Consider the following 26,959-nt stretch of genomic DNA (forward strand, 5'->3'; position numbering starts at 1 on the left):
TGTCGGCTCCCCAAATACCTCCTTTTGCTGATCATGATGTCCGCCGCATCGCCTCCGTTATGCGTTCGGCCGCGGCCATAACGGGCACCGCGTGCAGCCGGCCGGGCGCCCTGGTCAGCCGCTCGATGGGCCCGGAGACCGAAACGGCCGCGATGACCTTGCCGCCGCTGCCCCTTATGGGCGCCGAAACGCTGGCCACCCCCTGCTCCCGCTCGCCGACGCTGTGGGCCCAGCCCCGCCGTCGTACGGAGGCGAGCGTGGCGGCGGTGAACTTGGCCCCGCGCAGGCCCCGGTGCAGCCGGTCGGGCTCCTCCCACGCCAGCAGGATCTGCGCCGCCGAGCCCGCCGCCATGGGCAGCGCCGAGCCCACGGGAACCGTGTCGCGCAGCCCGCTGGCCCGCTCCGCCGCGGCCACGCAGACCCGTTCGTCGCCCTGGCGACGGTAGAGTTGAGCGCTCTCCCCGGTGAGATCTCTGAGTTGCATCAGCACAGGTGCGGCCACCGCCAGCAGCCGGTCCTCGCCGGCCGCGGTGGACAACTCGGAAAGCCGCGGGCCCAGCACGAACCTGCCCTGCGTGTCACGACTCACAATGCGGTGGTGCTCCAGTGCGACGGCCAGCCGGTGGGCCGTGGGCCGGGCCAGACCGGTGGCCTGGACGAGCTGCGCCAGTGAAGCGGGTCCCGCTTCGAGGGCATTGAGTACAAGAACTGCCTTGTCGAGTACTCCGACTCCGCTAGAGTTGTCCATAAGCCGATACTGCCGTCTCGACATATGAGAAAGCAAGTCAAAGGAATCTCCCGCGAGGGAGCGCCGGTCTCTCGGCTCAGGAGCGCAGGGAGCGGAGCAACCGGAGCGACGAGGGAAGAGACCGGGTCTGAGCGACCGAGCCGCGATGCGCGAGCATCGCAAATAAGCAGGAGGAGATCATGGGCCGCACACTGGCCGAGAAGGTCTGGGAGCAACACGTAGTCCGCCGCGCCGACGGCGAACCGGACCTGCTCTACATCGACCTGCACCTCATTCACGAGGTGACCAGCCCGCAGGCGTTCGACGGGCTCCGTCTCGCCGGCCGGAAGGTGCGAAGGCCCGATCTCACCATCGCCACCGAGGACCACAACGTGCCGACCGTGCTCGGCCCGATCTCCGACCCGGTGTCCAAGACGCAGGTCGAGACGCTGCGGAAGAACGCCGCCGAGTTCGGCATCAGGCTCCATCCGATGGGCGACGCCGGGCAGGGCGTGGTGCACATCATCGGGCCGCAGTTCGGGCTGACGCAGCCGGGCATGACGATCGTGTGCGGCGACTCGCACACCTCGACGCACGGCGCGTTCGGCGGCATCGCGTTCGGCATCGGCACCTCCGAGGTCGAGCACGTGCTGGCCACCCAGACGCTGCCCGCCTACCGGCCGAAGACGATGGCCATCGAGGTCTCCGGCGAGCTGCCTCCCGGCGTCACGGCCAAGGACCTGATCCTGGCGATCATCTCCAAGATCGGCACCGGCGGCGGCCAGGGCTACATCGTCGAATACCGCGGCGAGGCCGTGCGCAAGCTCTCCATGGAGGGCCGCATGACGGTCTGCAACATGTCGATCGAGGCGGGCGCCCGGGCCGGCATGATCGCGCCGGACGAGACCACGTTCGCCTACCTCAAGGACCGCCCGCACGCGCCCCAGGGCGAGGCGTGGGACCAGGCCGTCGAATACTGGAAGTCGCTGCGCACCGACGACGACGCCGTGTTCGACAAGGTCGTGGAGATCGACGCCGCGACGCTGACCCCGTACGTCACCTGGGGCACCAACCCGGGACAGGGCCTGCCGCTGGGCGAGGCCGTGCCGAGCCCCGACTCCTTCGCCGACCCGGTCGCGCGCTCGTCCGCCGAGCGGGCGCTCGAGTACATGGGCCTGACCGCGGGCACGCCGCTGCGCGAGATCGAGGTCGACACGGTGTTCGTCGGTTCGTGCACCAACGGCCGCATCGAGGACCTGCGCTCGGCCGCCGAGATCCTGCGCGGCCGCCAGGTGCGCACCCGCACGCTGATCGTGCCCGGCTCGATGCTGGTCAAGCTGCAGGCCGAGCAGGAGGGCCTGCACGAGGTGTTCAAGGCCGCGGGCGCCGAGTGGCGTGAGGCCGGGTGCTCGATGTGCCTGGGCATGAACCCCGACACGCTCGCGCCCGGCGAGCGCAGCGCCTCCACCTCCAACCGCAACTTCGAGGGCCGCCAGGGCAAGGGTGGCCGCACCCACCTGGTGTCGCCGCAGGTCGCCGCCGCGACCGCCGTCACCGGCCGCCTGACCGCTCCCGCCGACCTCTAGGAGATCACGACATGGACGCATTCACGACTCACACCGGTACGGCGGTGCCGCTGCGCCGCAGCAATGTCGACACCGACCAGATCATCCCGGCCGTCTGGCTCAAGCAGGTCAGCCGCACCGGCTTCGAGAAGGGCCTGTTCGCGGCCTGGCGCGAGGACCCGGCGTTCGTCCTCAACGACCCCGCCTACGAGGGCGGCTCGATCCTCGTCTCGGGCCCCGACTTCGGCACCGGCTCCTCGCGCGAGCACGCCGTCTGGGCCTTGCAGCAGTACGGGTTCCGCGCCGTGATCGCCGCCAGGTTCGGCGACATCTTCCGCAACAACTCCACCAAGATGGGCCTGCTGCCGGTCATCCTGCCGGCCGAGAAGGTCGAGGCCCTGCAGTCGGCCGTCGAGGCGGACCCGAAGCTGGAGGTCACCGTCGACCTGGGGGAACGCCAGGTCCGCTGGGCCGGCGAGGTCGTCGCGTTCGAGATCGACGACTACACCCGCTGGCGGCTCACGGAGGGGCTCGACGACATCGGGCTGACCCTGCGTCACGCCGACGATGTGGACGCGTACGAGAATGGTCGGCAGCCATGGCTGCCGACGACCGTCTAGAAGACGACGAACTGGCGCGGCGGTTGCGCGAGGCGCACCGCCGCGTCCGCCTGCTGCCCGCCGCGGACAAGGAACGGGCGGCCCGCCGCTACCTCACGATCTGCGACCTGGCGAAGCGGGACCCGGAAAGGGCGGCGACCCGCCTCGACGCGTTTCTGGCCTCTCTTGACGGCGCCCTCGACACGCCACGCAATGAGGAAACACGCTAGGTGATTGAGTTCCCCCGCAATCCGGCCTACTTTCGAGCGCGTAAGGGGTTTCTACGTCGAACTCGTGAGCTGGAACCCCGAGCCGTAACTGGGGGAGCAGGACTTTCATGAACAAGCGAGAACTCGTCGAGGCCATCGCCGATCGGGTGGGCGACAGGAAGACGGCCACCGAGGCCGTGAACGCGGTCGTCGACGCCATCCAGAAGGCCGTGGCCAAAGGCGACAAGGTCTCGATCACGGGCTTCGGCGCGTTCGAGATGGTGAACAAGCCCGCCCGCACGGCGCGGAATCCGTCGACCGGCGCGGAAATCCGCGTGGCGGAGAGTTGGGGACCCAAGTTCCGCCCCGGCTCGGATTTCAAAGAGCTGGTCAACGAGGGCGGCAAGAAAATCGGAAAGAAAAGGTAAACGAAACGGACCAGCACGCCCGGGCCCCGGTCGGCCCGGGCGTTCGCCTTTATCGGCGCGGCACGGTTACGGCAGCGGGAAAGTCGAGAGCGTGATGTAGCTGATTTCCCCGCCGGACATCGCGAGGTTGACCCGTTGCCCCGTGCGCAGCAGCCGCAGCGGCCCCGCGTCGAAAGCGGGAGCGCCGAACTCCAGCACGGTCCCGTCATCGAGGAACACCGTGCCAGAACGAGTGTCCTGATCGAAGCTGCGTACCGTCCCCTGCACGCAGACCAGATTAAACCGTTTGCCCCTGCCCGGCGAGGTCGCGAGGATGGACGGCTCGCCTCATGAGCCGGGCCACAGATCGGCGACCACCGCCGCCGTGTGCCGCCCCAGCCCGAGCGCGATGGCCGCGCGCAGGTCGTCGGGTGTGTCCACGTCCCGCCGTACCGAGTCGATCCCGGGCACGCACAGCTCCTTGGCCCCACCGGCCAGGTGCTTGGCCCGCGACTCGCCACCGAACCTCGGTGTGAACGGCATCCCGGGCCGTACTCCATAGAAGGTGGTGCCGACGTCGAGCGCGTCCGGCACGAACGACTGGTCGAACTCGGCCGCTGCCCCCAGGGCAACGCCCAACTCTGCGGGCCGCAGTGCAGGTAGGTCGGCCTGGAGCGCGCCCACCGGGTCGCCGGGCGCGAGGCGTACGGCATGGGCGGCCCCTGTGCGCAGCGCGGTGTTCAGCCCGCGGTCCGGGTCGGGCACCACGTCGGCGCCCAGCGCGGCCAGCGGCCCCGCCGCGGCGGGGTCGGCCGTGACCACGACTACCCGGGCGACCAGCGGGCAGGAGAGCGCCGCCGCCACCGTGTCGCTGGCCACGGCGACGGCCAGCCTGGTGCGGTGCGGACCCGTCGCGGCGGCCAGCCGGGTCTTCGCCGCGACCAGCGTCTTCACCGGGATCACCAGTGACCAGCGGAAGCTCATACCCTTAAGCATCGCGCCTCGACATCCCACGCGACCAACCGGGAGACTTGGGGCGCATACCGTAGGAGGAGACCATGAGCCGCCCCACGCGACCATCGCGTTTCTGGGAAACCCTGGCAGTAGTGATCGTCAAACCGCTGTCGCGGCTCCTGGTCAAGCGGGACTGGCGCCGGGGGGAGCGCATTCCCCGCACCGGCGGCGTGATCATCGCGGCCAATCATCTCTCCTGGACGGATCCGGTGTTGCTGTCGCACTTCCTCTACAACAACGGCCGCTGGCCGGTAATCCTGGCCAAGGCAGGCCTGTTCAGGGTGCCGTTCCTGGGCCGGGCGGTGACGAGCCTGCTCGCGATCCCGGTCGACCGGGGCAGCGACGAGGCGGCCAGGTCGCTGCGCGCCTCGGCCCAGCGGCTCGAGGACGGCGGCGCGATCCTGTTCTATCCCGAGGGCACCTGCACCCGCGACCCCGACCTGTGGCCCATGGTGGGCAAGACGGGCGCGGCCCGGCTGGCGCTGGAGAGCGGCGCGCCGGTCATCCCGGTGGCCCACTGGGGAGCGCAAGAGCTGCTCCCGTATGGGGAGAAGAAGCCCAGGTTGTTCCCGCGCAAGACGTTCCATGTGATCGTGGGGCCGCCGGTGGACCTGTCGAAGCACGAGGGCAAGCCCCTGCACGCCAGCGTGCTGCGCGACGCGACGGCCGACATCATGGCGGCCATCACCGAGCAGCTCGCCGAGCTGCGGGGCGAGAAGGCCCCCGCGACCCCCTACGATCCCGCTGGGCGGTGATGGCATGACAAAAGTGGCCGTTTTCGGCACAGGTTCGTGGGGCACCACGTTCGCGATGCTCCTGACGGAGGCAGGTAACGAGGTCACGTTGTGGGGGCGCAGGCGGGAGCTGGTCGAGGCCATCGACCGCGACCACACGAACGCCGACTACCTGCCCGGCGTGCCCCTCCCGAAGGCTCTGCGCGCCACGACCGACCCCGCGCGGGCGCTCGACGGGGCGGACTTCGTGGTGCTGGCCGTGCCGTCGCAGCTCCTGCGGCCGAATCTGGCCGCCTGGCGCGAGCACATTCCCCCTAAAGCGGTCCTGGTCAGCCTGATGAAGGGCATCGAGCTAGGCACGACCAAGCGGATGAGCGAGGTGATCCGGGAGGTCGCGGAGGTGCCCGAGGAGCGGGTCGCGGTCGTCTCCGGGCCCAACCTGGCCAAGGAGATCGCCCACCGCCAGCCCGCCGCCACGGTCGTCGCCTGCACCGACGAGTCGGTCGCCGCCCGCCTCCAGTCGATCTGCCACCTGCCGCCGTGGTTCCGCCCGTACACCAACCCCGACGTGGTCGGCGTCGAGCTCGGTGGTGCGGTGAAGAACGTGATCGCGTTGGCCGTGGGCGTCTCCGCGGGCATGGGCATGGGCGACAACGTCAGCGCCATGCTCATCACCAGGGGCCTGGCCGAGATCTCCCGCCTGGGCGCGGCGCTCGGGGCCGACCCGCACACGTTCGCGGGGCTCGCGGGGATGGGCGATCTGGTCGCCACCTGTACGTCGCCGCTGTCGCGCAACCGTACGTTCGGCGAGAACCTGGGCCGTGGCATGACCCTGGCCGAGGCGGTCGCCGCCACCAAGCAGACCGCGGAAGGCGTGAAGTCCTGCGAGTCCGTGCTGGAGCTGGCCAGGAAGCACGACGTCGAGATGCCGATCACGGAGGTGGTCGTCGGGATCGTGCACGACGGCATGGCACCGGCCGAGGCGGGCATGCTACTCATGTCACGATCGCCGAAGCCCGAGCGCTACGGCGTCTGACAAAGACCTGATTACGGCGTGCTTGACTCGCTGTGACAGGGACACCCCGGTAGATTCGGACACCATGAGCAAGCCACGCGTCGCCGTCGTTTTCGGAGGCCGCAATTCCGAGCATGCCGTGTCCCTCATGGGCGCGGGCAGCGTGCTGGATGCGATCGACAGGAGCAAATATGAGGTGATCCCCATCGGGATCGCCCAGGACGGCAGATGGGTGCTGGCCGCGTCCGACCAGCGATACGCCATCGAGTCCGGCGAGCTGCCCGTCGTCGACACCTCGGGAGCGGCATTGGCGCTGCCTTCGGGCGGCAACTCGCTGGTGGCCTACGACCCCGGCAGCATTCCCGTGGAGCTCGGCACGGTCGACGTGGTCTTCCCCGTCATGCACGGCCCCTACGCCGAGGACGGCACGATCCAGGGCCTGCTGGAGATGGCGGGGGTGCGCTACGTCGGCTCCGGCGTGCTGGCCAGCGCGGTGGGCATGGACAAGGCCCACATGAAGACCGTCATGGCCGCCGCGGGGCTGCCGACGGGACGCTACGTCGTCGTACGCGACCGCGACTGGCGGCTCGATCGCGACCGCGTGCTGAAGGAGGCGGAGGACCTCGGCTGGCCGGTGTTCGTCAAGCCGGCCAGGGCCGGGTCCTCGCAGGGCATCTCCAAGGCGTCCGATCGGGCCGGGCTGGAGTCGGCCGTGGAGTTCGCCAGGCAGCACGACCCCAAGGTGCTCATCGAGGCCGCGATCGCGGGCCGCGAGATCGAGTGCGCGGTGCTGGAGTCGCCCGGTGACGAGCCCGCGGCCGCGTCGATGCCGGGAGAGGTGAAGGTCGAGGGCGGGCAGGAGTTCTTCGACTTCGAGGCGAAGTACTACCCCGACCAGATGTCGCTCACCGTGCCCGCCGACCTCCCTCCGGAGACGATCGAGGAGCTGCGGGCGATGGCCGTGCGCGCGTTCGACGCGCTCGACTGCGAGGGGCTCGCGCGGGTCGACTTCTTCTACACGCCCGACGGCAGGCTGATCTTCAACGAGATCAACACCATGCCCGGGTTCACGTCGCTGTCGGTGGCGCCGCAACTCTGGGCCGCCTCGGGCCTGGACTACCCGGCGCTGGTCGACCGGCTCATCCAGCTCGCGCTGTCCCGATCGGCGGGGCTGCGCTGAGAACGATCAGCGGGGCTGCGCCGAGATCTGGGCGATCGGCTTCGACAGGTCCGCGAGCACCTCGGCGGCCACGTGCTCGCCGCCGACCGTGACCTCCACGTACGCGATGTCCGTCACAGCCGTGAACAACGCGGGCCTGTCGGGATCGGCGAACCACCCCACGCCGCCGATCTCCTGCAACTGGTCGGTGGGCGCCATCTTGGCGGGCCGGGGCACGCCGCAGCGCAACGCGATGGTGCCCTGGCCCCAGACGGCCACGTACGGCGACTCGGGGGTGGACGTGCCACGCGGGTCGCCGTCGAGCGTCTCAGGCAGCAGGGTGGCCAGTTTGCCGCAGGCCGCCACCGCGTCGCCCTGCGGCGCGGGCGGATCGACCTGTACGGTGCCGCCGCAACCGGCGAGTGCTAGGAGAACGAGCAGTACGGCGGCGGCACGCATGCGACGACTACCTTCAAATGTGAACGATCGGACACGTAAGAGTACGCGTGATGCCATCCACCGCCTGAATCTGCGCGACGACGAGTTTGCCCAGCTCGTCGACGTTGTTGGCCTCGGCGCGCACGATCACGTCGTAGGGCCCCGTCACGTCTTCCGCCTGAGTGACCCCCGGAATCCCGGAAATCTCGCGAGCCACGGCAGCGGCCTTGCCGACCTCGGTCTGAATAAGGATGTAGGCCTGCACCATTACGTCCTCCCAGGCGATTGGATCACGCCGAAGGGCCACCGTACCCTGTGTGCATCAGGAGGTGCGTCATCACAGTCGGAGATCTCGGCGAATTCGGAGTGATAAATCGTATTACCGGACGTCTGCCCCAGGGCGCGGCGGTAATGCTCGGCCCGGGTGACGATGCCGCCATCGTCCGCGTGCCGGACGGCCGTGTCGTGGTCTCGACGGATCTGCTGCTCGAGGGTAGGCACTTCCGCCGCGACTGGTCCAGCGGCTATGACGTGGGCCGCAAGGCCGCGGCGCAGAACCTGGCCGACGTGGCCGCCATGGGCGCCGTGCCGACGTCCATCGTGGTCGGGCTCGGGATCCCCGCCGACCTTCCCCTGACGTGGCTCGACACGCTGACCGACGGGTTCAGGGACGAGTGCGCGGAGGTCGGCGCGAGCGTGGCTGGAGGTGACGTCACCCGGTGTGACATGGTCGTCATCGGCGTGACCGCGCTGGGCGACCTGGGCGGGCGCGCTCCCGTGAAACGTTCAGGGGCCAGGCCCGGGCAGGTGGTGGCGGTGTCGGGCCGGCTCGGGCACGCCGCCGCCGGATGGGCGCTCCTGGAGGCGGGCGCGCCGCTGGACTCTTCCGCCCTCCAGCAGGCCGTGGCCGCGCACCGCAGGCCCCGCCCTCCGTACGCGGCGGGCCCGCAGGCGGCCGAACTCGGCGCGAGCGCGATGCTGGACGTCAGCGACGGGCTGGTGCAGGATCTCGGCCACATCGCCGAGGCCAGCGGCGTACGCGTCGAGCTGGATCCCCAGGCCCTCGCCGTGGGGGAGCCGGTGGCGGTGGCGGCCAAGGAACTGGGGGCCGATCCGCTCGAGTGGGTGCTCACGGGGGGTGAGGATCACGCGCTCGCGGCGGTGTTCCCGGCAGAGGTACGGTTGCCGCCGTCGTGGCAGGTCGTGGGCCGGGTGGTCGAAGGCGAGGGCATCGCGGTGTATGGGCGCGAGATTGGACGACCTGGTTGGGATCACTTTCGGTGATGACTTGTCCCGATTTGAGTGAAATTTTCCCGTTTTGGGGTATCACTCGTGGGATTACTGTGACAACGGCGTAGCAAAGGTGTTATGAAGATTGGCGGCCACTGTAACCGGCAGAAAGGGCAGCCATGGGCCGCCACGGCACAGGTGGATCCGACGACGGGGATGAACGGGGGAACAGCAGCGCATTCTGGGGTCCTGACGAGGAGGCCGAGCCGCCGGGCTGGCCTTCGCTGCCAGACCAGCCTGAGGTGACCGGCCAGTGGGCTCCCATGCCACGGCGACAGGACGGGCCGCCGCCGGGCGCTCCGGAGCCGTTCGAGACCACCGGGGCCTTCGCGCTGCCCAACGACCCCGCCACCGGCTTCCCACCGGCCAACGACCCCGCGGGCGCCTTCCCGCCGCCGAGCCCCACGGGGGACGAGGCCGGGCCGTTCGAGACGACGGGCGCCTTCGCCCGCCCACCGGACTGGGACCAGCCCGCCGACCGCCCCGGCCCCTTCAACCCCGCGGACAGGCCGAGCGCTTTCGACCCTCCGGGCCGCTTCGACGGGTCCGCCTCCTTCGCCCGGCCTGCGCCCTTCAACGGTGGCGCCAACGGACCTGATGATCAGACGGCGGCCTTCGGCGGACCCGGGCCTTTCGATGGCCCAACCGATCGCCCCGGGCCTTTCGACGGACCTACCGATCGTCCAGGGCCTTTCGACGGGCCGGCTGATCGTCCGGGACCGTTCGACGGGCCCGGCGACCGTACCGGCAGGTTCGACGCCCCCTCAGGCCCCATCTTCGGTGGCCCGCCCGAGCCGGGTGACATCAAGGTGGCCGGCGAGCCGACGGCCGTGCAGGCCCCGGCCTGGGCGGACGCCGAGACCGGCTTCCTCGGCTCCGGCTGGTCGTCCGACGGCATGGACGAACCGGACGAGCCCCGGAGCCGCCGCGGCCGCCGCAGGCCCGCTCGCGGCGACGACGTGCTCACCGCCCCCTCGGGAGGCGGCAAGGGCAAGGTGGCGCTGCTGTCGGTCGCCGCCGTGGCCGTCGTGCTCGGCGGCACCGTGGCGGGCGTCAAGTTCATGAGCTCCGCCGCGGACCCGGGACCCCGCGGCACGGCCGTGCAGGCCACCACCAACCAGTCGGGCCCCGAGGTCTCCGATCCCGCCGTGGAGGAGACCGAGCCCGAGGAGGCGCCGTCGGACGGGGCCCCGGAGGAGACCACGCCCGAGGAGACACCGACGCCGACGCCCACGTACAGCGCCCGTACGCCCCGTCGTACCGCGACCCCGACGCCCACGAAGACCACGAAGACCAAGATGAAGACGTCGGCGACGCCGACCGAGGAGCCGGCCGACCCGCCCGTCGAGGTGAGCGTGACGGACAGCCCGACCCAGGACGCGTCCACGCTCGACGATGTGGCCCCGAACATCGGCACCACCCCGGTCCCCACCGACACCCCAACAGTCGACTCCGCGCCCACCGGCGGCTCGGTGAACGTCAAGCAGACCATCAACCAGCGCCTGACCACCTACAAGGCCGACATGCGGCTCTCGAACACCTCCCAGGAGACGCTGGAGAAGCCCACGGTCTCCGTCCCCGTCGAGGGCAGGGTCATGAACGTGGCCGGCGCCGAATGGACCCAGGACGGCGACCTGCTGATCCTGGACCTGCCGGAGTCGCTGCCGGCCGGGGACTCGGTCGACGTCTCGTTCACCGCCACCGGCAGGGGGCAGCGGGCCGAGAACTGCGGGCTGGTCACCGGGGAGTGCGCCGTCACCTGAGTGGTTGGATGGGGACATGACGGATTCCCCTCCACGCGTGCTGACCGTCGCCGGCTCCGACTCGGGGGGCGGCGCGGGCATCCAGGCCGACCTGAAGACCATGCTGGCCATGGGCGTGCACGGCATGAGCGTGATCGCCGCGGTGACGGCACAGAATTCGCTCGGCGTCCAGGGTTATTGGGAGCTGCCGCCCGAGGCCGTGCGGGCGCAGTTGGACTCGGTGCTCGGCGACATCGGCGCGCAGGCCGTGAAGACCGGCATGCTGGCCTCATCGGTGCTGGTCGAGACGGTGGCCGACGTGCTCGGCTCGTACGCCGCCCCGGTCGTCGTGGACCCCGTCGGGGTGTCGAAGCACGGTGACTCGCTGCTCGCGCCCGAGGCCGTCGAGACGCTGCGCACGCGGCTGCTGCCGGTGGCCACCGTGGTGACGCCGAACCTGTGGGAGGTGGAGCAGCTCACCTCGGTCAAGGTGGAGGACGAGGACGGGCTGCGCGGGGCGGCGGACGCCATCCTGGAGCTGGGGCCCACCTGGGCGCTGATCAAGGGCGGCCACCTGCCGGGTGCGCCGGTGGACCTGCTCACGGACGGCACGAGCGAATACCGCTTCGCCGCCGAACGCCTCGACAACCGCCACACCCACGGCACCGGCTGCACGCTGGCCTCGGCCATCGTCTCCCGCCTCGCCCTGGGCGACGACGTGCCGGCGGCGGTGGGCAAGGCGAAGGAGTATGTGACGGGCGCGATCGCCCGCGGCTTCCCCCTGGGCGCCGGCATCGGCCCGGTGGACCACGCCTGGCGCTGGCGCTGACCCGGCGATCGAGCTCATGACGAAAGCCCGCCGCTCATCAGGAGAGGCGGGCTTTCGCGGAAAGTTGGAACTAGCGGGTGACCTTGCCCGCCTTGATGCACGAGGTGCACACGTTCAGCTTCTTCGGCGTGCCGCCGACGACCGCGCGAACCGTCTGGATGTTGGGGTTCCAACGACGGCGGGTACGGCGGTGCGAGTGGGACACGTTGTTGCCGAAGGTCGGCCCCTTTTTGCAGACATCGCAGACGGAAGCCACGGTATCGCTCCTTAAAACAGTCGATGTAGCCCTGTCCGCTGATGCTTACCGGGCGGAGGGCATGCCGGGACAACCGGCCAGCCAGACGAGAATATCCGATCCACCCCGATGGGCGCGAACCAGAGCCCTGGACGCGACCCCCCGCGGAGATATCCTCCTCCAGCAACGGTAGCGCACTTGGGCCGGGAGGTCGGTCGGGCCGGGAGGTCGGTCGGGGTCGGTTGGTTGGGGATATCCGTTTGGTTGGGGATAGAGGTGGAGCGCGTAGATGAAGGTCCTCGACCCACCCTCGGTACGCCGCTGGGCACGCCTGGCCGCCGACGCGCTCGGCCGGGCCAGGACGGAGATCGACGCGCTCAACGTGTTCCCGGTGGCCGACGGCGACACCGGCACCAACCTGCACCTGACCATGTTGTCCGCGGCCGAGGCCGTCGAGTCGCTGCCCGACGACGTGGACGCGGCCGTGGTGTGGCAGACCCTCTCGTACGGCGCCCTGGTCGGGGCCCGCGGCAACTCCGGGGTGATCGTCAGCCAGGCGCTGCGCGGTCTCGCCGAGGTGCTGAAGGACGGCCCGGACCTGCGGGCCGGGCTGCTCAGGGCCGCCGTGCTGGCCAGGGAGGCCGTGGCCAGGCCGGTCGAGGGCACGGTGCTGAGTGTCCTGGAGTCGGCGGCGCGGGCCGTACAGGATGTGGACGGGGACCTGAACGAGGTGGCGCGGCAGGCGGCGGGGGAGGCCCGGGCGGCGCTGCGGCGTACCCCTGACCAGCTCGACGTGCTGGCCCGCAGCGGTGTCGTGGACGCGGGCGGCGCCGGGGCGGCGATCGTGCTGGAGACGCTGGCCTCCGTGATCACCGACTCCTACACCGATCACTACGACGTGCCCGCGCCGACCGCGCGGGTGGCGCCGATGACCGAGGTGGGGGCCGGATACGAGGTGATGTACCTGCTGGACGCCGACGACCGCGCCGTGGCCGGGCTGCGCGCGGAGCTCGACGCCATGGGCGACTCGCTCGTGGTGGTCGGCGGCGACGGGCTGTGGAACGTGCACGTCCACGTGGCCGAGGCGGGCCCCGCCGTCGAAGCGGGGCTGCGGGCGGGCCGGCCGCACCGGATCAGGATCACGTACCTGGCCGAACGCACACATCGCGGCAGCGCGGGCAGGGGAGTGGTGGCGGTCGCGGCGGGGGACGGGATCGCGGCGCTGTTCGAGGAGTGCGGCGCGGTCGTGGTGCGGCGCGCCCCCGGCACCAGCCCCACGCTCCCGGCCATGCTGGCCGCGATCAGGGAGGCGGGCAACGAGGTTTCGGTCCTCCCGAACGACGAAGGCGTGCTCTCCGTGGCCGCAGCGGCGGCGGAGATCGCCCGCGAGGACGGGGTCGCGGTCAGCGTGTTGCCCACGAAGGCGACCGTGCAGGGGCTGGCGGCGCTGGCCGTACACGATCCGCTGCGCCGCTTCGACGACGACGTGGTGGCGATGACGGACGCGGCCGGCCATACGCGGTACGGACATGTGGCGGTCGCGGACAGGGAGGCGGTCACGAGCGCGGGGGTGTGCCGTCCAGGGGAGGTGCTCGGCCTGATCGACGGGGACGTCGCGATGATTGGCGGCTCGCTGGAACGCGTCGCCACCATGCTGGTGGACCGGATGGTGGCGGGCGGCGGCGAACTGGTGACGCTGGTCACGGGCGCACATGCTCCGGTACGGCTCGCCGAGCAGGTCGAGAAACACCTCAAACGTACGAGACCGGACGTCGACCTGGTCGTGTACGACGGCGAGCAGGGCGGCTACCCAATCCTCATCGGCGTGGAGTGATGGGATTCCTGTCGGCTCCAGGCGGTAGAACTTAATGCCGTGAGCCGTTTCGACGAGCCTCTGACGAAGGCACTCGATCCCAAGACCGCCAAGCTGCTGCACAGCGTGCTCGACCTGGAGACGGTCGGCGACCTGCTGCGCCATTATCCGCGGCGCTACGCCGAGCGCGGCGAGCTGACCTCGCTCGACGCGCTCGAGGTGGACGAGCACGTCACCGTGGTCGGCGAGGTGACCAGACTCATGCGCAAACCCATGCGCAACCGCGGCGGCACCTGGCTGGAGGTCGAGGTCGTCGACGGCAACCGCAACAAGATCTACCTGTCGTTCTTCGGCAAGGGCTCACACGTGGCCGAGTCGCGGCTGAAGCCGGGGCGGCGCGGGATGTTCGCCGGCAAGGTGGGGTTGTTCGGGTCGCGCACCAGCCCGCGCTGGCAGCTTGCGCATCCGGAGTTCGAGTTGTTCGAGGAGAGCGAGGCGAGCGCGGAGCAGTTCGCGGCGGCGCCGGTGCCGATCTACCCGGCGGGCAAGGATCTCACGCCGTGGGCGATCAGGCGCGCGGTCGGCGTCGTGCTCGACACGCTGGGGCCGCTCGAAGACCCGCTCCCGGCCTCCCTGAGGGTCCGCCACGGCCTGCAGGACCTGGGCGACGCCCTGGTGGCCATCCACCGGCCGAAGGACTTCGCCGAGATGGGGCGGGCGCGCAAGCGGCTGAAGTTCGACGAGGCATTCGTGTTGCAGGCCGTGCTGCTCCAGCGCCGCCAGGCCGCCACCGCCTGGCCCGCCAAGTCCCGCCCCAGCCGCGGCGATGGGCTGCTGGCCGACTTCGACACGCGGTTGCCGTTCTCGCTGACGGAGGGGCAGTCGCAGGTCGGCGAGGAGATCGCCGCCGATCTCGCGCTGGAGCACCCGATGCACCGGCTGCTGCAGGGCGAGGTCGGCGCGGGCAAGACGGTGGTGGCGCTGCGGGCGATGCTCCAGGTGGTCGACGCGGGCGGCCAGGCGGCGCTGCTGGCGCCCACCGAGGTGCTCGCCCAGCAGCACCACCGCTCGATCACCGGCATGCTGGGGGATCTGGCGCAGGGGGGTATGTTCGGGGGCACTGCGGTCACCCTGCTGACCGGCTCGATGGGCGCCGCCGCCCGCCGCTCGGCCCTGCTGGACGCCGCCTCGGGCACGGCGGGGATCGTCGTGGGCACGCATGCGCTGCTGCAGGAGCACGTGCAGTTCGCGGACCTGGGGCTGGTCGTGGTGGACGAGCAGCACCGCTTCGGCGTGGAGCAACGCGACGCCCTGCGCGAGAAGGCGGGCGGGAAGCGGCCGCACGTCCTGGTCATGACGGCCACCCCGATCCCGCGCACGGTGGCCATGACGGTCTTCGGCGACCTTGAGGTCTCGACGTTGTCCCAGCTCCCGTCGGGCCGCGCCCCCATCACCACTCACGTCGTCCCGGCCGCGGAGAAACCCCACTTCCTCGAACGCACCTGGCAACGGGTCCGGGAGGAGGTGGCCCTGGGCAGGCAGGCGTACATCGTGTGCCCCCGCATCGGCGACCTGGAGGGCGACGAGGGCGACCTGGCCGTCACCACGGACGAGGAACGCCGCCCGCCCCTGGCCGTCCTGGACGTGGCGGAGCTGCTGTCCGAAGGCCCCTTCCACGACCTGCGCCTGGGGGTCCTGCACGGCAAACTCCCGCCGGAGGAGAAGGAGGCCATCATGCGCGCCTTCACCCGGGGCGAGCTGGACGTCCTGGTGGCCACCACGGTCATCGAGGTGGGCGTGGACGTGCCCAACTCCTCTGTCATGATCATCATGGACGCCGACCGCTTCGGCGTCTCCCAACTCCACCAGCTCCGCGGCCGCGTCGGCCGCGGCGGCCTCCCCGGGTTGTGCCTCCTGATCTCGGACTTCCCGGAGGGCACCCCGGCCCGCGCCCGCCTGGACGCGGTGGCGGCGACGCTGGACGGGTTCGAGCTGTCGCGCGTGGACCTGGAACAACGCCGCGAGGGCGACGTCCTGGGGGCCGCGCAGTCAGGCAAGCGCTCTTCACTGAAGCTGTTGCAACTGCTACGCGACGAGGACGTCATCGCCACGGCCCGCGACGAGGCCGGGGCCCTCCTGGCGGAGGATCCGGACCTGACGTCCCACGAGGGCCTGCGCGCGGAGATCGACCGCCTGCTGGCCGACGAACGAGCGGAGTACTTGGAGAAGACGTAACGCACTCGGAGGGGGCGGCGCCGGGTTTCCCGGGCGCCGGGACGGCGGGAAGGGGTGCGGTGGTGTTCGGCGCATCATCGCGGACGGCGGGCAGGGGAGCCACGGAGCCGAGTCAACAGGGCGTCGTTACGGCGGCCGACCACGTGGCGGTCAGCGGGCGTCTTCCTGGAGGCGATCAGCCACGTGCGGCGGGTGGCGGCCGGCTTGGCTCCGCCGTACGAAATGATAAAAAGATACCCAGCCGCGGGGACGGCCTCCCCCCGAATGCCGTCCCCGGCTGGGCCCACCCTCGGGTCAGGTGCCGAGGGAACCGGCGTGCGGAAGGGCTCACGATCACGCCGGTCGGCCTTCATGTGGGTCACCTCGAAGGCCGCAGAACTCATCTTGCGTGCCCAGAGCGCCGATGTGAATCACCCTTGCGCACTCGAGGCAGACACTTGTCCACTCTTGACCTGCATGAACATGCGGAACAATGGGTCACATGACGCGGATCATCGCAGGCACAGCGGGTGGCAGGCGGTTGGCGGTGCCTCCGGGACGCGGGACGCGACCGACCAGCGATAGGGCGCGAGAAGGCATCTTCTTGACGCTCGATTCACTCTACGGACTCCGCGGCGCCCGAGTGCTGGACCTGTACGCCGGGTCGGGGGCGGTCGGCCTGGAGGCGTTGTCCAGGGGAGCGGCGGAGGCCGTGCTCGTCGAGTCCGATCCCAGGGCCGTGCGGACGATCAAGGCCAACGTCAAGGAGATCGGCCTCGAAGGCGCCCGAGTGATCGCCGACAAGGTGGAGCGGCTGCTGGGGAAGACGCCCGACGAGCCGTACGACATCGTCTTCGCCGATCCCCCCTACGCCGTCCCCGACAGCGAGGTCGAACGGACCCTGGAGCTGCTGCGCGACAACGGCTGGCTGGTTGATGAGGCGTTGGTGGCGTTCGAGAGGGAAAGCCGGGGAAAGCCCCTGATGTGGCCGGAAGGTTACGTTGAGGAGAGGGTCCGTCGTTATGGCGAAGCATCCGTTTGGTACGGTCGCGCCGCCGGGAACCCGTAGACCTGGGAGGCGTCTTGCGCCGCGTAGTCTGCCCGGGGTCGTTCGACCCCATCACCAATGGCCATCTCGACATCATCGGCCGGTCCGCCCGGCTGTATGACGAGGTGACCGTGGCAGTCCTCATCAACGTCGAGAAAAGCAGCCTGTTCACGGTGGACGAACGGATCGACGTCCTGCAGACCGTGACCAAGGAATACCCCAACGTCAAGGTGCGGAAGTTCCACGGCCTGCTGGTCGACTTCTGCCGCAAGAACGACATCCCCGCCATCGTCAAGGGCATCAGAGTGGTCAGCGACTTCGACTACGAGCTGCAGATGGCGCAGCTCAACTACCGCCTGTCGGGAGTCGAGACCCTGTTCATGCCAACAAACCCCGAATACTCCTTCCTATCCTCCAGCCGAGTAAAGGAGATCGCCCGCTACGGCGGAGACGTGTCGGGCCTAGTACCAGACCTAGTGCACAAGCTCCTCATCGACCGCCTCAGAGGCTGACCGCCCAGCCCGTTTTTTCCGGCGCCGCCTTTCGGCGCCGGAGCGCCGAAGCTCCGCTTCGGCGCCCAAAAAATCGAGCGAAGCACGATGCCGTTGGGGGGTATGCGGGGGGCACGCCCCCCGCAGGATGGTAGGCTTTCATTTCGGCCTTGTAAGACGGCGATTGTTTTCGCCATGCCTAGCGAGAGCAGGATGACTCAGCACCTCGACCCCCGCTCCCCTTGGGTCCTCTCCACGCATGACCTGGGAAGACGGCCGGGCTCGATGCGGCAGATGATCCTGACCGTTCCGGCACCGGTGGATCTCGGCGTCGACATGATCGGTGTCCCCAAGGACGCCGAGGTCGAGCTGGACCTCCGGCTCGAAGCAGTGATGGAAGGCGTGCTCGTCTCAGGCACGGCGCAGGCCCCGCTCTCCGGGGAGTGCGCGCGGTGCCTCGACCCGGTCACCTCGGAGATCGAGGTAAACCTGCAGGAGCTGTTCTTCTACTCCGACGAGGACGCCTCGGACGAGGACTCGCTGCTCGACGGAGAGCTGCTCGATCTCGAGCCGACGTTCCGCGACGCGGCGGTGCTCGCACTGCCGTTGAGCCCCGTGTGCCGCGAGGATTGCAGGGGGCTCTGCACGGAGTGTGGGATCAAGCTGGCCGAGGCCGGCGAAGATCACCGGCACGAGAAGATCGACGCCCGCTGGGCGTCGTTGCAAGGTCTGGTTTCCGAGCACGATAACGATCAGGAGAAGTGACGTGGCCGTCCCGAAGCGAAAGATGTCGCGGAGCAACACCCGCGCCCGTCGCTCCCAGTGGAAGACGACTGCTGTCGCCCTGGTGAGCTGCCCGCAGTGCCGTTCGCCCAAGCAGCCGCACATCGCGTGCCCCACCTGCGGCACCTACAACCGTCGTCAGGTCATCGAGCCGTCTGCCTGATCCGCCAGTTGACGTGATGCCGACCGGGTGCCATTGTGCCTCGGTCGGCGTTACCGTCTCAGATGCGTGCGGCTTCGGTTCGCCCGCGGCCGTGGTGGACGCCGGGGCTAATGCGTTACCCCGACGCCCACCACGTTTTCGGGCATCATTCGCAGCCGACGCGCCATGTGAAGATGTCCGAGGAGGAAGCACGTGGGCGCAGGTCCTAAGCCGGTGGCCGTGGAGGTCGCCAGAGACGAGCTGGAGCGGGTCCTGGTAGTCGGCCTCGACTCCGACATTCTCGAGCGGGCGCTGACGCACCGCTCCTACGCGTACGAGAACGGTGGCCTGCCCACCAACGAGCGCCTGGAGTTCCTGGGCGACTCGGTGCTGGGCCTGGTGGTCACCGACACGCTCTACCGCAACCATCCCGACCTGCCCGAGGGCCAGCTGGCGAAGCTGCGGGCCGCGGTGGTCAACATGCGCGCGCTGGCCGACGTGGCCCGCGACCTGGGCCTGGGCCGGTTCATGCGGCTCGGCAGGGGCGAGGAGGGCACCGGCGGGCGCGACAAGTCGTCCATCCTGGCCGACACGCTCGAGGCCCTGATCGGCGCGATCTACGTCGACAAGGGGCTCGGCGAGGCGTTCCGGGTGGTGCACCTGCTGTTCGACCCGCTGATAGTGCGCTCGGCTTCGCTCGGCGCCGGGCTCGACTGGAAGACCTCCCTGCAGGAGCTCACCGCGTCCGAGGCGCTCGGCGTGCCCGAATACCATGTCGAGGAGAGCGGCCCCGACCACGCCAAGTCGTTCACGGCCATGGTGCGGGTCGGCGGCGAGTCCTACGGCTCGGGCACCGGGCGCAGCAAGAAGGAGGCCGAGCAGCAGGCGGCCGAGGCGGCCTGGACCCGCATCAGGGCCCGCAGGGAGCAGCGCGAGAGCCAGCCCGCAGGCTGAAGGCCAGGCCGGGTCAAGGTGCCCGGCCGTTCGGAGGGCGAGGTTGGGGATGCCTGAGCTGCCAGAAGTCGAAGTTGTCAGGCGCGGCCTCGCGCAGTGGGTCGTCGGGCGCGAGATCGCCGCGGTGGACGTGCTGCACCCCCGCGCGATCAGGCGGCACCTGGCCGGGGCCGACGAGTTCACCGCGCGACTCAAGGGCCGCGCGGTGCTGTCCGCCCAGCGGCGCGGCAAATACCTGTGGTTGCCGCTGTCGGGCGGCGACGAGGCCCTCATGGCCCACCTGGGGATGAGCGGCCAGCTGCTGGTGGTGGACCAGGACTCGCCGCTGGAGAAGCACCTGCGGGTACGCATCCGCTTCGAGGACGGCGGCCCCGACCTGCGCTTCGTCGACCAGCGAACGTTCGGGCACGTCATGCTCACCCGCCTGGCCGGCGGCGTGCCCGAGCCGATCTCTCACATCGCGCCCGACCCGTTCGAGGAGGCGTTCGACGAGGCCGAGTTCACCCGCAGGCTCAGGGCCAAGCACACCGAGATCAAGCGGGCGCTGCTCGACCAGTCGCTGATCAGCGGCGTCGGCAACATCTACGCCGACGAGGCGCTGTGGATCGCGAAACTCCACTGGGCCCGCTCCACGTGGACGCTCACGCGTCCCAAGATCGCCGAGCTGCTGGCCGCCGTGCGCACGGTGATGGCCGCCGCGCTCCAGCAGGGCGGCACGTCCTTCGACAGCCTGTACGTGAACGTCAACGGCGAGAACGGCTACTTCGACCGCTCCCTGGAGGCGTACGGGCGGCGCGACCTGCCCTGCACCCGCTGTGGCACCCCGATCAGGCGTGAGGTGTTCATGAACCGGTCGTCCTACTCCTGCCCCAGATGCCAGCGACGGCCGCGCTGACCACGGCGAGCGCCGCTCCCATCCACATCACCGCCGAGATCGACACCCCGTCCACGACCCGGCCCCCGGCGAACGAGCCGAGCGCGACGGACACGTTGAACGCGCCGACGAAGAGCGCCGTGCCCATTTCGCCGCCGCCCGAGCGCATGATCCAGAGCTGCAGGGTCACCCCCACGCCGCCGTAGCCCAGCCCCCACACCACGAGCACGAACAACGGCAGGCCGAGCACCGGCAGTGCCGCCGTGGCCAGGGCCATGAGCGCGGCCAGGGTGACCAGGACCGGCTTGGGGTTCCTGGCCGCCCATGCGGCTGCCGCGAAGTTGCCGGCCACGGCCGCGCCGCCGTACAGGAGGAGTGCGGTGCTGACCAGGGCGGGACCGGCGTGTGAGACCTGCTCCAGGAACGGCCGGACGTAGGTGTAGGCCGCGAAGTGGCCGGAGACGATCAGGACGGTCAGGACGAGGACGAGCTTGAGCCGCCCGCCAAACGCGGCCCTATCAGGCATGGGGGCGGGCGCGTCGCCGGGCAGGGGCGGGAGAGTCGTGGCCAGGAGCGCGAGCAGGGCCAGGGCCAGCACTCCCATGGCCATGAACGCGGCCCGCCACCCCGCGAACGACGAGATGAACGTCGCCGCCGGCACCCCCAGCACCGCCGCCACCGACACCCCGGCCAGGATGATCGACGTGGCCCGCCCCACGGACCGTTCCGGCACCAGCCGCACGCCGAGACCGGCCGCGAAGGCCCAGAACCCGCCGATGCTCACCCCTGTCAGCACCCGCGCGCCCAGGATGACCGGGTAGTTCGGAGCGAAGGCGCCCGCCAGGTTCGCCACCGCCAGCAACGCCATCAACCCCAGCAGCGTGACCCGCCGGTCGAGCCGCCGCGTGCTGATCGCCAGCACGGGCGCCGAGACGGCGGCCACCAGCCCGGGGGCGGACATCATCAGCCCGGCCGTGCCGTCGGACACGCCGAGTGTGGCGGCGATCGAGGTCAGCAGCCCGACGGGCAACATCTCGCTGGTCACGATGGTGAAGGTGCCGATCGCGACCGAGAGCACGGCCAGCCAGCGCGCCCGGGTGATGGGAGAAATGTCGGTCATAGTCATGGCAGCCAGCCTCTGCCGGGGCCGCCGGAGGGAACAATGGCGAAGCTCGAAGGCTTGGTTTAGGTGGGCTAAGCGATCAGGAGGCCGGAGATGGAGTTCAGGGAGCTGGAGTGCTTCGTGGTGCTCAGCGAGGAGCTGCACTTCGCGCGTACGGCCGAGCGCCTCTACCTGTCCCCGGGCCGGGTCAGCCAGCTCATGCGCGCGCTGGAGACCAGGATCGGCGGCCGGCTCTTCCAGCGGACCAGCAGGCGGGTGCGCCTCACCCCCCTGGGCGAACGTTTCCTGGCCGACCTGCGCCCCTCCTACCACGGCCTGGCGAGGGCCGTGAGCCGGGCCAAGGCGGCCGCTCGCGAGGTGGAGGGCGTGATCAGGGTCGGCTTCCTGGCCACGCCCACGGACGTCGTCACGGGCAGCGTACGGGCCTTCGAGAGCCGGTACCCGGGGTGCGAGGTGGAGCTGGTGGAGATCCCGCTCTCCGACCCCTTCGGCAAGTTGCGGGCCGGGCAGGTGGACCTCGCGTTCACGCTGCTGCCGGTGGACGAACCCGACCTGGCGACGGGTGAGGGGCTGAACCGGGTCTCGTACCGGCTGGGCGTCTCGTCGCGCCACCCGCTGGCCGCCCGCGCGAGCATCGGCGCGGAGGAACTGGCCGCCCTGCCCCTGATCGGCCTGGACGGCCCGGCGCCGCGCGCGTGGCGCGAGCGCGCCGCACCGTCCGTCACCCCTTCCGGACGTCCGATTCCCCAAGCCGGTACGGTGGCCACCAGCCAGGAGGGCCTGACCCAGGTGGCGCTCGGCCGGGGCGGAATGTTGTTCTGCACTCCCACGGCGGATCACCACAGGCGGCCGGACGTCAGCTTCGTCCCCGTCACCGGACTGCCGCCCTCGATCCTCGGCCTGGCGTGGGTGAAGGCGGCGGAGACGGCGGCGATCCGGGCGTTCAACGAGGCGGCTGTTGAGCACGCGCTGGGGGTGGCGGCCCTGGTGGCGTGAGACGTAACGGGAGAGGAAATGTCGGAGAACTCGGACAACGCCAGGATGACGGCCTGGGTTCGGGGAAGGGTCCAGGGTGTGGGGTTCCGCTGGTGGACCCGGGCCAGGGCGCTGGAGCTCGGCCTGGCCGGCTGGGCCCGCAACACCGAGGACGGCCGGGTCGAGGTGGTCGCGGAGGGACCGCGTGCGGCCTGCGTCAAGCTGCTGGACCTGCTCAGAGGTTGCGACACGCCGGGCAGGGTGGATGGAGTGGTGGAACGTTGGAGCGAACCCCGAGGTAGTTTGGCCGGGTTTGTGGAGCGATAGCGGCTTTCGTTAAACCGCTCAAATAGGGTATAGTTGTATGTCGGGAGTGCCCATCAGTAGGGCTCAGCGGTTCGTTCGACTTGACCGCCCACACTGCCGGTGCGACTCTTGTTAGGTACCACGCGCACCCCTCCCGCGGAATAGAAGTGCGCGAACCAGTCTGGTCACTCAGCGTGGAGGACCCTTTACCATGGCGAAGGCTCTACTCGGCCACGTCGGCGGTCCTGACCCTCGGATGGTCTCAGAGATGCGCCGCCTGCAGCAGCGTATCCGGGATCTGGAGGCAGAACTTATCCGACTTCAGGCCACGAATGACGCTCTTGCGGCGCAAACCCGCGACGAGGCACTAAGCCGCATGCAAGAGCGCGAGCCGGCACTCACCTGAGAGTGATCGGACCGCAAGACCCAGGGACGTCTCGGAGAGGCGTCCCTTGTTATTTGCGCCAATTCGGAAAGCTTCCTTTGCCCAGGTCATGGCGGTCCAGACTGTACGTGCCCACGTGGGGCACTAAGGACCAGTAGGCTTTTCCGAAGTCCGCTCACCGGAGAAGGGGGTCGCGCTTGTATTTGAAGACCCTCACCCTGCGCGGCTTCAAGTCCTTCGCCTCCGCGACCGCCCTGCGTTTCGAGCCGGGCATCACCTGCGTCGTCGGCCCCAACGGCTCGGGCAAGTCCAACGTCGTCGACGCCCTGGCCTGGGTCATGGGCGAGCACAGCGCCAAGTCGCTGCGCGGCGGCAAGATGGAGGACGTCATCTTCGCCGGCACCTCCTCCAGGCCGCCGCTCGGGCGCGCCGAGGTGACGCTGACCATCGACAACTCCGACGGCGCGCTGCCGATCGACTACACCGAGGTCACGATCAGCCGGCTGATGTTCAGGTCGGGGCAGAGCGAATACGCGATCAACGGCGACACCTGCCGCCTGCTCGACATCCAGGAGTTGCTGTCCGACTCGGGCATCGGCCGCGAGATGCACGTGATCGTCGGGCAGGGCCAGCTCGACGCCGTGCTGCACGCGGGGCCAGAAGATCGGCGGGCGTTCATCGAAGAGGCCGCGGGCGTGCTCAAGCACCGCAAGCGCAAGGAAAAGGCGCTGCGCAAGCTCGACGCCATGCAGGCCAACCTGACCCGGGTCCAGGACCTCGCCACCGAGCTGCGCCGCCAGCTCAAGCCGCTGGGCCGCCAGGCCGAGATCGCCCGCAAGGCTGCCGTGATCCAGGCCGACCTGCGGGACGCCAGGCTCCGGCTGCTGGCCGACGACGTGTGCATCCTGCGCGCCACGCTGCAGCGCGAGGCGGCCGACGAGGCCGCGATCACGGCCAGGCGCAACCAGGTCGAGGCCGAGCTGGCGGAGGGCCAGCAGCGCGAGGTGGCGCTGGAGGCGGCCGAGGCCGAGGCGCAGCCCCGGCTTAGCGCGGCGCAGGAGACGTTCTTCAGGTTGTCGTCCCTGCGCGAGCGCATCACCGGCCTGGAGCAGCTCGCCGCCGAGCGCCACCGGCACGCGCTCGACGCCGCCGCCATCGAGCGCAGGGGCCGCGACCCCGAAGACCTCGAACGCGAGGCGGCCGACGTGCGCGAGCAGGAGCTGATCCTCAAGGCCGAGCTCGAACAGGCGCACGAGCTGCTCGAAGAGGCCGTCCAGCGGCGGGCCGAGTCCGAGGCCGAGCTGAGCCGCGAGGAGCAGCGGCTCGCGCTGGCCGCCAGGGCCGCCGCCGACCGCCGCGAGGGCCTGGCCAAGCTGCGCGGCCAGGTGGATTCCGTACGCAGCCGGTCCCGGGCCGCGGAGGAGGAGATCGGGCGGCTCCAGATGGCCGTGGCCGATGCGACCGAGCGTGAGCGGCAGGCCAGGGAGGACCTGGAGACGCAGCGGCTGGAGGAGCCCGCGGTCGATCCGGCGCTCGCCGAGGAGCTGGCCACCGCGCAGGCCATGGTCGAGGAGGCCAGGGCGGTCGCCGACGAGGCGCGTGCGGCGGCGGAGGAGGCAAAGTCCGGGCTCGACGTGCCGCGCGCCGCCCTGCAGGCCGCCAAGTCGGGGGTCGCGACCGCTCGCGCCGCCGACCAGGACGCCCAGCGGTCGGTCGCGGCTCTGGCCGCGCGCCGGGACGCCCTGGAGCTGGGGCTCGCCAAGGGCGACGGCGGCTCGGCCCTGCTGGACGCGGACCTCGCCGGAGTGCTGGGCCCGCTGGCCGCTTCGATGCAGGTCACGCCGGGGGCCGAGCTGGCGGTGGCGGCCGTCCTGGGCCCGATCGCCGAGGCCGTCACGGTCAAGACGCTGGACACGGCCGTCGAGGCCCTCGACCTGCTCCGCAGACAGGGGGCGGGCCAGGCGACGCTGCTGGTGGCGCTGGCCGGCGGGGCAGAGGACGACCACCCTGTGCGTACGGCTGCTCCCGAGGGCGGCCGGTGGGCCGCGGACCTGGTCACCGTCCCCGACCACCTGCGCCCCGCCCTCGACCACGTGCTCAAGGACGTCGTCGTCGTGGCGGACCTGGACGCCGCCCGCGACCTGGTCGACCGGCACCCCGGCCGGAAGGCCGTGACCGAGGCGGGCGACGTGGTCGGCGCCCATCTCGCCAGCGGCGGTTCCGAAGGCGGCACCTCCGTGCTCCAGGTGCGGGCGGCGCTCGACGAGGCCGTCAGGGACCTTGAAGAGGCCGAGGTCAAGGTGGAGGAGACCGCCACGGCCCTGGACGAGGCGACCGACCAGGAGCAGGCGGCCCAGACGGCCCTGGAGACCGCGCAGGCCCACGTCAGCGAGGCCCAGACCGCCGTCACGACGGCCCAGGCCGGGGTGAGCGCCGCCCAGGGCACGCTCGACCAGGTCAGGGGCCGCCAGCGGGAGGCCGACCAGCGCAACGCCGCGGCCGCCAAGCGCCTGGCCCAGCTCGAAGCCGCCGCCAACGCCGCCCGCGACGAGGCCGAACGCCTCGCCAGGAGCGTCACGAAGGCGGCGGAAGCACGTACCGAAGGGCTGGCGGAGCTGGCCGAGCTGGAGATCCGGCTGGCCGAGGCCGAATACGCCCAGGAGCTGGAGTCGGAGCCCACCACCGACCTCCGCGACGACCTGGCGAGCGCCTGCGAGGCCGCCAGGCAGCGCGAGATGGACACCCGCCTCCAGGTGCGCACCGCCGAGGAGCGCGTCAGAGGCATCGAGGGCCGCGCGGACGGCCTTCTCGGGGCCGCCCGCCGGGAGCGCCAGGAGCGCGCTCAGGCGGCCGCTCAGCGCGCCAGACGCAGGGAGCAAGCCGCGGTGGCCGAGGCCGTCAGCAAGGGCGCCAAGCGGGTGCTGGGGGCGCTGGTGACGTCCGTGCAGCTCGCCTCCAGGGAACGCGACGAGGCCGACCTCGCCAGGGTCGCGGTCGACGCCGAGCTCAAGCAGGTACGCCTGCACGTACGCGAGCTCGGCCAGGAGCTGGACAAGCTGGTCAACCGCGTACACGGCAGCGAGGTCGCCCGCACCGAGCAGCGGCTGCGGCTGGAGCAGCTGGAGCAGCGGGCGCTGGAGGAGTTCGGGGTCGAGATCGAGGCCCTGATCTCCGAATACGGCCCCGAGACCCCGGTCCCCGGCGACCCGGCCGTGCCCTACGTGCGCGAGGAGCAGGAGAAGCGGGCCAGGGCGGCCGAGCGGCAGATGAACCAGCTCGGCAAGGTCAACCCGCTCGCCCTGGAGGAGTTCGCGGCGCTGGAGGAGCGGCACGCGTTCCTCACCTCGCAGCTCGAAGACCTCAAGAAGACCCGGCGCGACCTGCTGACCGTGGTCAAGGAGGTGGACGACCGGGTCGAGCAGATGTTCGCCTCGGCGTACGAGGACGTGGCCCGCGAGTTCGAGCAGATCTTCACCAGGGTCTTCCCCGGCGGGGAGGGGCGGCTGGTGCTCACCGAGCCCGCCGACATGCTGACCACCGGCATCGAGGTCGAGGCCAGGCCGCCGGGCAAGAAGGTCAAGCGGTTGTCGCTGCTGTCGGGCGGCGAGCGCTCGCTCACGGCGGTGGCGTTCCTGATCTCGATCTTCAAGGCGCGGCCGTCGCCGTTCTACGTGATGGACGAGGTCGAGGCCGCGCTCGACGACACGAACACGCAGCGGCTGCTGACGTTGTTCGAGGAGCTGAGGCAGAGCTCGCAGCTCATCGTGATCACCCACAACAAGCGCACGATGGAGATCGCCGACGCGCTCTACGGCGTGTCGATGCGCGGTGACGGTGTGACACAGGTGGTCAGCCAGCGGTTGCGGGAGCGCGAGTCCGCCTGATCGG

Annotated in this window: 29 protein-coding genes; 22 read left to right on the forward strand and 7 right to left on the reverse strand. The window is 70.5% G+C overall.

Annotated elements, in window-relative coordinates:
• Positions 1-31: 31 nt before the first annotated feature.
• Positions 32-748, reverse strand: a complete 717-nt coding sequence (locus tag ACFLIM_RS15815; RefSeq protein WP_346111356.1) for an IclR family transcriptional regulator — start codon at positions 746-748, stop codon at positions 32-34.
• A 179-nt stretch (positions 749-927) separates the two neighbouring features.
• Here ACFLIM_RS15815 and leuC point away from each other — a divergent pair, with 179 nt between their 5' ends.
• From leuC to ACFLIM_RS15835, 4 genes are all read left to right on the forward strand, one after another.
• Positions 928-2,313, forward strand: a complete 1,386-nt coding sequence (leuC, locus tag ACFLIM_RS15820) for a 3-isopropylmalate dehydratase large subunit (protein ID WP_393165888.1) — start codon at positions 928-930, stop codon at positions 2,311-2,313.
• Between the two features lie 11 nt (positions 2,314-2,324).
• On the forward strand, positions 2,325-2,912 hold the full coding sequence (leuD, locus tag ACFLIM_RS15825) for a 3-isopropylmalate dehydratase small subunit (protein WP_393165889.1): 588 nt from the start codon (positions 2,325-2,327) through the stop codon (positions 2,910-2,912).
• Complete coding sequence (locus ACFLIM_RS15830) at positions 2,891-3,121, forward strand: SCO5555 family protein (RefSeq protein WP_393165891.1); 231 nt, start codon at positions 2,891-2,893, stop codon at positions 3,119-3,121. Before leuD ends, ACFLIM_RS15830 begins: the two co-directional genes overlap by 22 nt.
• Before the next feature lie 107 nt (positions 3,122-3,228).
• A complete protein-coding gene (locus ACFLIM_RS15835) occupies positions 3,229-3,528 on the forward strand; it encodes an HU family DNA-binding protein (RefSeq protein WP_393165893.1) in 300 nt (99 codons plus the stop codon).
• 66 nt (positions 3,529-3,594) lie between these two features.
• Here ACFLIM_RS15835 and ACFLIM_RS15840 read toward each other — a convergent pair whose 3' ends face one another.
• Together ACFLIM_RS15840 and cofC are read right to left on the reverse strand one after the other, a co-directional pair.
• On the reverse strand, positions 3,595-3,795 hold the full coding sequence (locus ACFLIM_RS15840; protein WP_393165895.1) for a hypothetical protein: 201 nt from the start codon (positions 3,793-3,795) through the stop codon (positions 3,595-3,597).
• 60 nt (positions 3,796-3,855) lie between these two features.
• Positions 3,856-4,491 (reverse strand): 2-phospho-L-lactate guanylyltransferase, encoded by a 636-nt coding sequence (gene cofC, locus ACFLIM_RS15845; RefSeq protein ID WP_393165897.1) that lies wholly within the window; start codon positions 4,489-4,491, stop codon positions 3,856-3,858.
• A gap of 74 nt (positions 4,492-4,565) precedes the next feature.
• Here cofC and ACFLIM_RS15850 point away from each other — a divergent pair, with 74 nt between their 5' ends.
• The 3 genes from ACFLIM_RS15850 to ACFLIM_RS15860 all read left to right on the forward strand — a co-directional run bounded on the left by ACFLIM_RS15850 (position 4,566) and on the right by ACFLIM_RS15860 (position 7,450).
• A complete protein-coding gene (locus ACFLIM_RS15850) occupies positions 4,566-5,276 on the forward strand; it encodes a lysophospholipid acyltransferase family protein (protein WP_393165899.1) in 711 nt (236 codons plus the stop codon).
• Between the two features lie 4 nt (positions 5,277-5,280).
• Complete coding sequence (locus ACFLIM_RS15855) at positions 5,281-6,291, forward strand: NAD(P)H-dependent glycerol-3-phosphate dehydrogenase (RefSeq protein WP_393165901.1); 1,011 nt, start codon at positions 5,281-5,283, stop codon at positions 6,289-6,291.
• Between the two features lie 64 nt (positions 6,292-6,355).
• The gene (locus ACFLIM_RS15860) at positions 6,356-7,450 is read left to right on the forward strand and encodes a D-alanine--D-alanine ligase family protein (protein ID WP_393165903.1); all 1,095 of its coding nucleotides are present in this window, start codon (positions 6,356-6,358) and stop codon (positions 7,448-7,450) included.
• A 6-nt stretch (positions 7,451-7,456) separates the two neighbouring features.
• Here ACFLIM_RS15860 and ACFLIM_RS15865 read toward each other — a convergent pair whose 3' ends face one another.
• A complete protein-coding gene (locus ACFLIM_RS15865; RefSeq protein ID WP_393165905.1) occupies positions 7,457-7,888 on the reverse strand; it encodes a DUF3515 domain-containing protein in 432 nt (143 codons plus the stop codon).
• 13 nt (positions 7,889-7,901) lie between these two features.
• Positions 7,902-8,135 carry an Lrp/AsnC family transcriptional regulator gene (locus ACFLIM_RS15870; protein ID WP_138693958.1) on the reverse strand — a complete coding sequence of 78 codons (234 nt, stop codon included), beginning with the start codon at positions 8,133-8,135 and terminating at the stop codon, positions 7,902-7,904.
• Between the two features lie 53 nt (positions 8,136-8,188).
• Between ACFLIM_RS15870 and ACFLIM_RS15875 the strand changes: the two genes are divergently transcribed.
• The 3 genes from ACFLIM_RS15875 to thiD all read left to right on the forward strand — a co-directional run bounded on the left by ACFLIM_RS15875 (position 8,189) and on the right by thiD (position 11,728).
• Positions 8,189-9,151, forward strand: coding sequence for a thiamine-phosphate kinase (locus tag ACFLIM_RS15875; protein WP_393166203.1), 963 nt, complete (start codon positions 8,189-8,191; stop codon positions 9,149-9,151).
• A gap of 269 nt (positions 9,152-9,420) precedes the next feature.
• Positions 9,421-10,920 carry a hypothetical protein gene (locus ACFLIM_RS15880; protein ID WP_393165907.1) on the forward strand — a complete coding sequence of 500 codons (1,500 nt, stop codon included), beginning with the start codon at positions 9,421-9,423 and terminating at the stop codon, positions 10,918-10,920.
• A gap of 16 nt (positions 10,921-10,936) precedes the next feature.
• Positions 10,937-11,728: a bifunctional hydroxymethylpyrimidine kinase/phosphomethylpyrimidine kinase gene (gene thiD / locus ACFLIM_RS15885; protein WP_393165909.1), complete on the forward strand. Its 792-nt coding sequence runs from the start codon at positions 10,937-10,939 to the stop codon at positions 11,726-11,728.
• A gap of 70 nt (positions 11,729-11,798) precedes the next feature.
• On the opposite strand, the gene rpmB is transcribed toward thiD, so the two are convergent.
• Complete coding sequence (gene rpmB, locus ACFLIM_RS15890; protein ID WP_393165911.1) at positions 11,799-11,984, reverse strand: 50S ribosomal protein L28; 186 nt, start codon at positions 11,982-11,984, stop codon at positions 11,799-11,801.
• A gap of 268 nt (positions 11,985-12,252) precedes the next feature.
• On the opposite strand from rpmB, the gene ACFLIM_RS15895 reads away from it, so the two are divergent.
• The 8 genes from ACFLIM_RS15895 (at position 12,253) to mutM (ending at position 20,303) form a co-directional block, all read left to right on the forward strand.
• On the forward strand, positions 12,253-13,797 hold the full coding sequence (locus ACFLIM_RS15895) for a DAK2 domain-containing protein (protein ID WP_393165913.1): 1,545 nt from the start codon (positions 12,253-12,255) through the stop codon (positions 13,795-13,797).
• 39 nt (positions 13,798-13,836) lie between these two features.
• Positions 13,837-16,011 (forward strand): ATP-dependent DNA helicase RecG, encoded by a 2,175-nt coding sequence (gene recG / locus ACFLIM_RS15900; RefSeq protein ID WP_393165915.1) that lies wholly within the window; start codon positions 13,837-13,839, stop codon positions 16,009-16,011.
• Positions 16,012-16,492: 481 nt separating this feature from the next.
• Positions 16,493-17,059, forward strand: coding sequence for a 16S rRNA (guanine(966)-N(2))-methyltransferase RsmD (gene rsmD, locus ACFLIM_RS15905; RefSeq protein WP_393165917.1), 567 nt, complete (start codon positions 16,493-16,495; stop codon positions 17,057-17,059).
• 14 nt (positions 17,060-17,073) lie between these two features.
• Positions 17,074-17,550, forward strand: a complete 477-nt coding sequence (gene coaD, locus ACFLIM_RS15910) for a pantetheine-phosphate adenylyltransferase (protein WP_393165919.1) — start codon at positions 17,074-17,076, stop codon at positions 17,548-17,550.
• Positions 17,551-17,724: 174 nt separating this feature from the next.
• A complete protein-coding gene (locus tag ACFLIM_RS15915) occupies positions 17,725-18,294 on the forward strand; it encodes a YceD family protein (protein WP_393165921.1) in 570 nt (189 codons plus the stop codon).
• Position 18,295: 1 nt separating this feature from the next.
• Entirely contained in the window at positions 18,296-18,475 is a 180-nt protein-coding gene (gene rpmF, locus ACFLIM_RS15920; protein WP_033409409.1) for a 50S ribosomal protein L32, read from the forward strand.
• Positions 18,476-18,688: 213 nt separating this feature from the next.
• Positions 18,689-19,408: a ribonuclease III gene (gene rnc / locus ACFLIM_RS15925; RefSeq protein WP_393166205.1), complete on the forward strand. Its 720-nt coding sequence runs from the start codon at positions 18,689-18,691 to the stop codon at positions 19,406-19,408.
• Positions 19,409-19,457: 49 nt separating this feature from the next.
• Positions 19,458-20,303, forward strand: coding sequence for a bifunctional DNA-formamidopyrimidine glycosylase/DNA-(apurinic or apyrimidinic site) lyase (gene mutM, locus ACFLIM_RS15930; RefSeq protein WP_393165923.1), 846 nt, complete (start codon positions 19,458-19,460; stop codon positions 20,301-20,303).
• Here the strand turns inward: mutM and ACFLIM_RS15935 are convergent.
• On the reverse strand, positions 20,251-21,408 hold the full coding sequence (locus ACFLIM_RS15935; RefSeq protein ID WP_393165925.1) for an MFS transporter: 1,158 nt from the start codon (positions 21,406-21,408) through the stop codon (positions 20,251-20,253). The two genes, mutM and ACFLIM_RS15935, sit on opposite strands and share 53 nt — an antisense overlap.
• Positions 21,409-21,498: 90 nt before the next feature.
• Here ACFLIM_RS15935 and ACFLIM_RS15940 point away from each other — a divergent pair, with 90 nt between their 5' ends.
• The 4 genes from ACFLIM_RS15940 (at position 21,499) to smc (ending at position 26,955) form a co-directional block, all read left to right on the forward strand.
• The gene (locus tag ACFLIM_RS15940; protein WP_393165927.1) at positions 21,499-22,401 is read left to right on the forward strand and encodes a LysR family transcriptional regulator; all 903 of its coding nucleotides are present in this window, start codon (positions 21,499-21,501) and stop codon (positions 22,399-22,401) included.
• A gap of 18 nt (positions 22,402-22,419) precedes the next feature.
• A complete protein-coding gene (locus tag ACFLIM_RS15945) occupies positions 22,420-22,707 on the forward strand; it encodes an acylphosphatase (RefSeq protein ID WP_393165929.1) in 288 nt (95 codons plus the stop codon).
• 190 nt (positions 22,708-22,897) lie between these two features.
• Positions 22,898-23,092, forward strand: a complete 195-nt coding sequence (locus ACFLIM_RS15950; RefSeq protein WP_090938435.1) for a hypothetical protein — start codon at positions 22,898-22,900, stop codon at positions 23,090-23,092.
• A 176-nt stretch (positions 23,093-23,268) separates the two neighbouring features.
• Entirely contained in the window at positions 23,269-26,955 is a 3,687-nt protein-coding gene (gene smc / locus ACFLIM_RS15955) for a chromosome segregation protein SMC (protein ID WP_393165931.1), read from the forward strand.
• Positions 26,956-26,959 lie beyond the last annotated feature (4 nt).

It is taken from the genome of Nonomuraea marmarensis (assembly GCF_043197025.1).
GTDB lineage: Bacteria > Actinomycetota > Actinomycetes > Streptosporangiales > Streptosporangiaceae > Nonomuraea > Nonomuraea marmarensis.

Excerpts from the sequence above, each read along its gene's own strand:
- ACFLIM_RS15945 (WP_393165929.1), top strand. The coding sequence starts at position 22,420 with ATGTCGGAGAACTCGGACAACGCCAGGATGACGGCCTGGGTTCGGGGA.
- ACFLIM_RS15835 (WP_393165893.1), top strand. The coding sequence starts at position 3,229 with ATGAACAAGCGAGAACTCGTCGAGGCCATCGCCGATCGGGTGGGCGAC.
- leuC (WP_393165888.1), top strand. The coding sequence starts at position 928 with ATGGGCCGCACACTGGCCGAGAAGGTCTGGGAGCAACACGTAGTCCGC.
- ACFLIM_RS15880 (WP_393165907.1), top strand. The coding sequence starts at position 9,421 with ATGCCACGGCGACAGGACGGGCCGCCGCCGGGCGCTCCGGAGCCGTTC.
- ACFLIM_RS15915 (WP_393165921.1), top strand. The coding sequence starts at position 17,725 with ATGCCTAGCGAGAGCAGGATGACTCAGCACCTCGACCCCCGCTCCCCT.
- cofC (WP_393165897.1), bottom strand. The coding sequence starts at position 4,491 with ATGAGCTTCCGCTGGTCACTGGTGATCCCGGTGAAGACGCTGGTCGCG.
- ACFLIM_RS15935 (WP_393165925.1), bottom strand. The coding sequence starts at position 21,408 with ATGACTATGACCGACATTTCTCCCATCACCCGGGCGCGCTGGCTGGCC.
- ACFLIM_RS15830 (WP_393165891.1), top strand. The coding sequence starts at position 2,891 with ATGGCTGCCGACGACCGTCTAGAAGACGACGAACTGGCGCGGCGGTTG.
- ACFLIM_RS15815 (WP_346111356.1), bottom strand. The coding sequence starts at position 748 with ATGGACAACTCTAGCGGAGTCGGAGTACTCGACAAGGCAGTTCTTGTA.
- mutM (WP_393165923.1), top strand. The coding sequence starts at position 19,458 with ATGCCTGAGCTGCCAGAAGTCGAAGTTGTCAGGCGCGGCCTCGCGCAG.
- ACFLIM_RS15855 (WP_393165901.1), top strand. The coding sequence starts at position 5,281 with ATGACAAAAGTGGCCGTTTTCGGCACAGGTTCGTGGGGCACCACGTTC.
- rsmD (WP_393165917.1), top strand. The coding sequence starts at position 16,493 with ATGACGCGGATCATCGCAGGCACAGCGGGTGGCAGGCGGTTGGCGGTG.
- ACFLIM_RS15895 (WP_393165913.1), top strand. The coding sequence starts at position 12,253 with ATGAAGGTCCTCGACCCACCCTCGGTACGCCGCTGGGCACGCCTGGCC.
- ACFLIM_RS15940 (WP_393165927.1), top strand. The coding sequence starts at position 21,499 with ATGGAGTTCAGGGAGCTGGAGTGCTTCGTGGTGCTCAGCGAGGAGCTG.
- ACFLIM_RS15860 (WP_393165903.1), top strand. The coding sequence starts at position 6,356 with ATGAGCAAGCCACGCGTCGCCGTCGTTTTCGGAGGCCGCAATTCCGAG.
- ACFLIM_RS15865 (WP_393165905.1), bottom strand. The coding sequence starts at position 7,888 with ATGCGTGCCGCCGCCGTACTGCTCGTTCTCCTAGCACTCGCCGGTTGC.
- leuD (WP_393165889.1), top strand. The coding sequence starts at position 2,325 with ATGGACGCATTCACGACTCACACCGGTACGGCGGTGCCGCTGCGCCGC.
- thiD (WP_393165909.1), top strand. The coding sequence starts at position 10,937 with ATGACGGATTCCCCTCCACGCGTGCTGACCGTCGCCGGCTCCGACTCG.
- ACFLIM_RS15870 (WP_138693958.1), bottom strand. The coding sequence starts at position 8,135 with ATGGTGCAGGCCTACATCCTTATTCAGACCGAGGTCGGCAAGGCCGCT.
- ACFLIM_RS15950 (WP_090938435.1), top strand. The coding sequence starts at position 22,898 with ATGGCGAAGGCTCTACTCGGCCACGTCGGCGGTCCTGACCCTCGGATG.
- ACFLIM_RS15850 (WP_393165899.1), top strand. The coding sequence starts at position 4,566 with ATGAGCCGCCCCACGCGACCATCGCGTTTCTGGGAAACCCTGGCAGTA.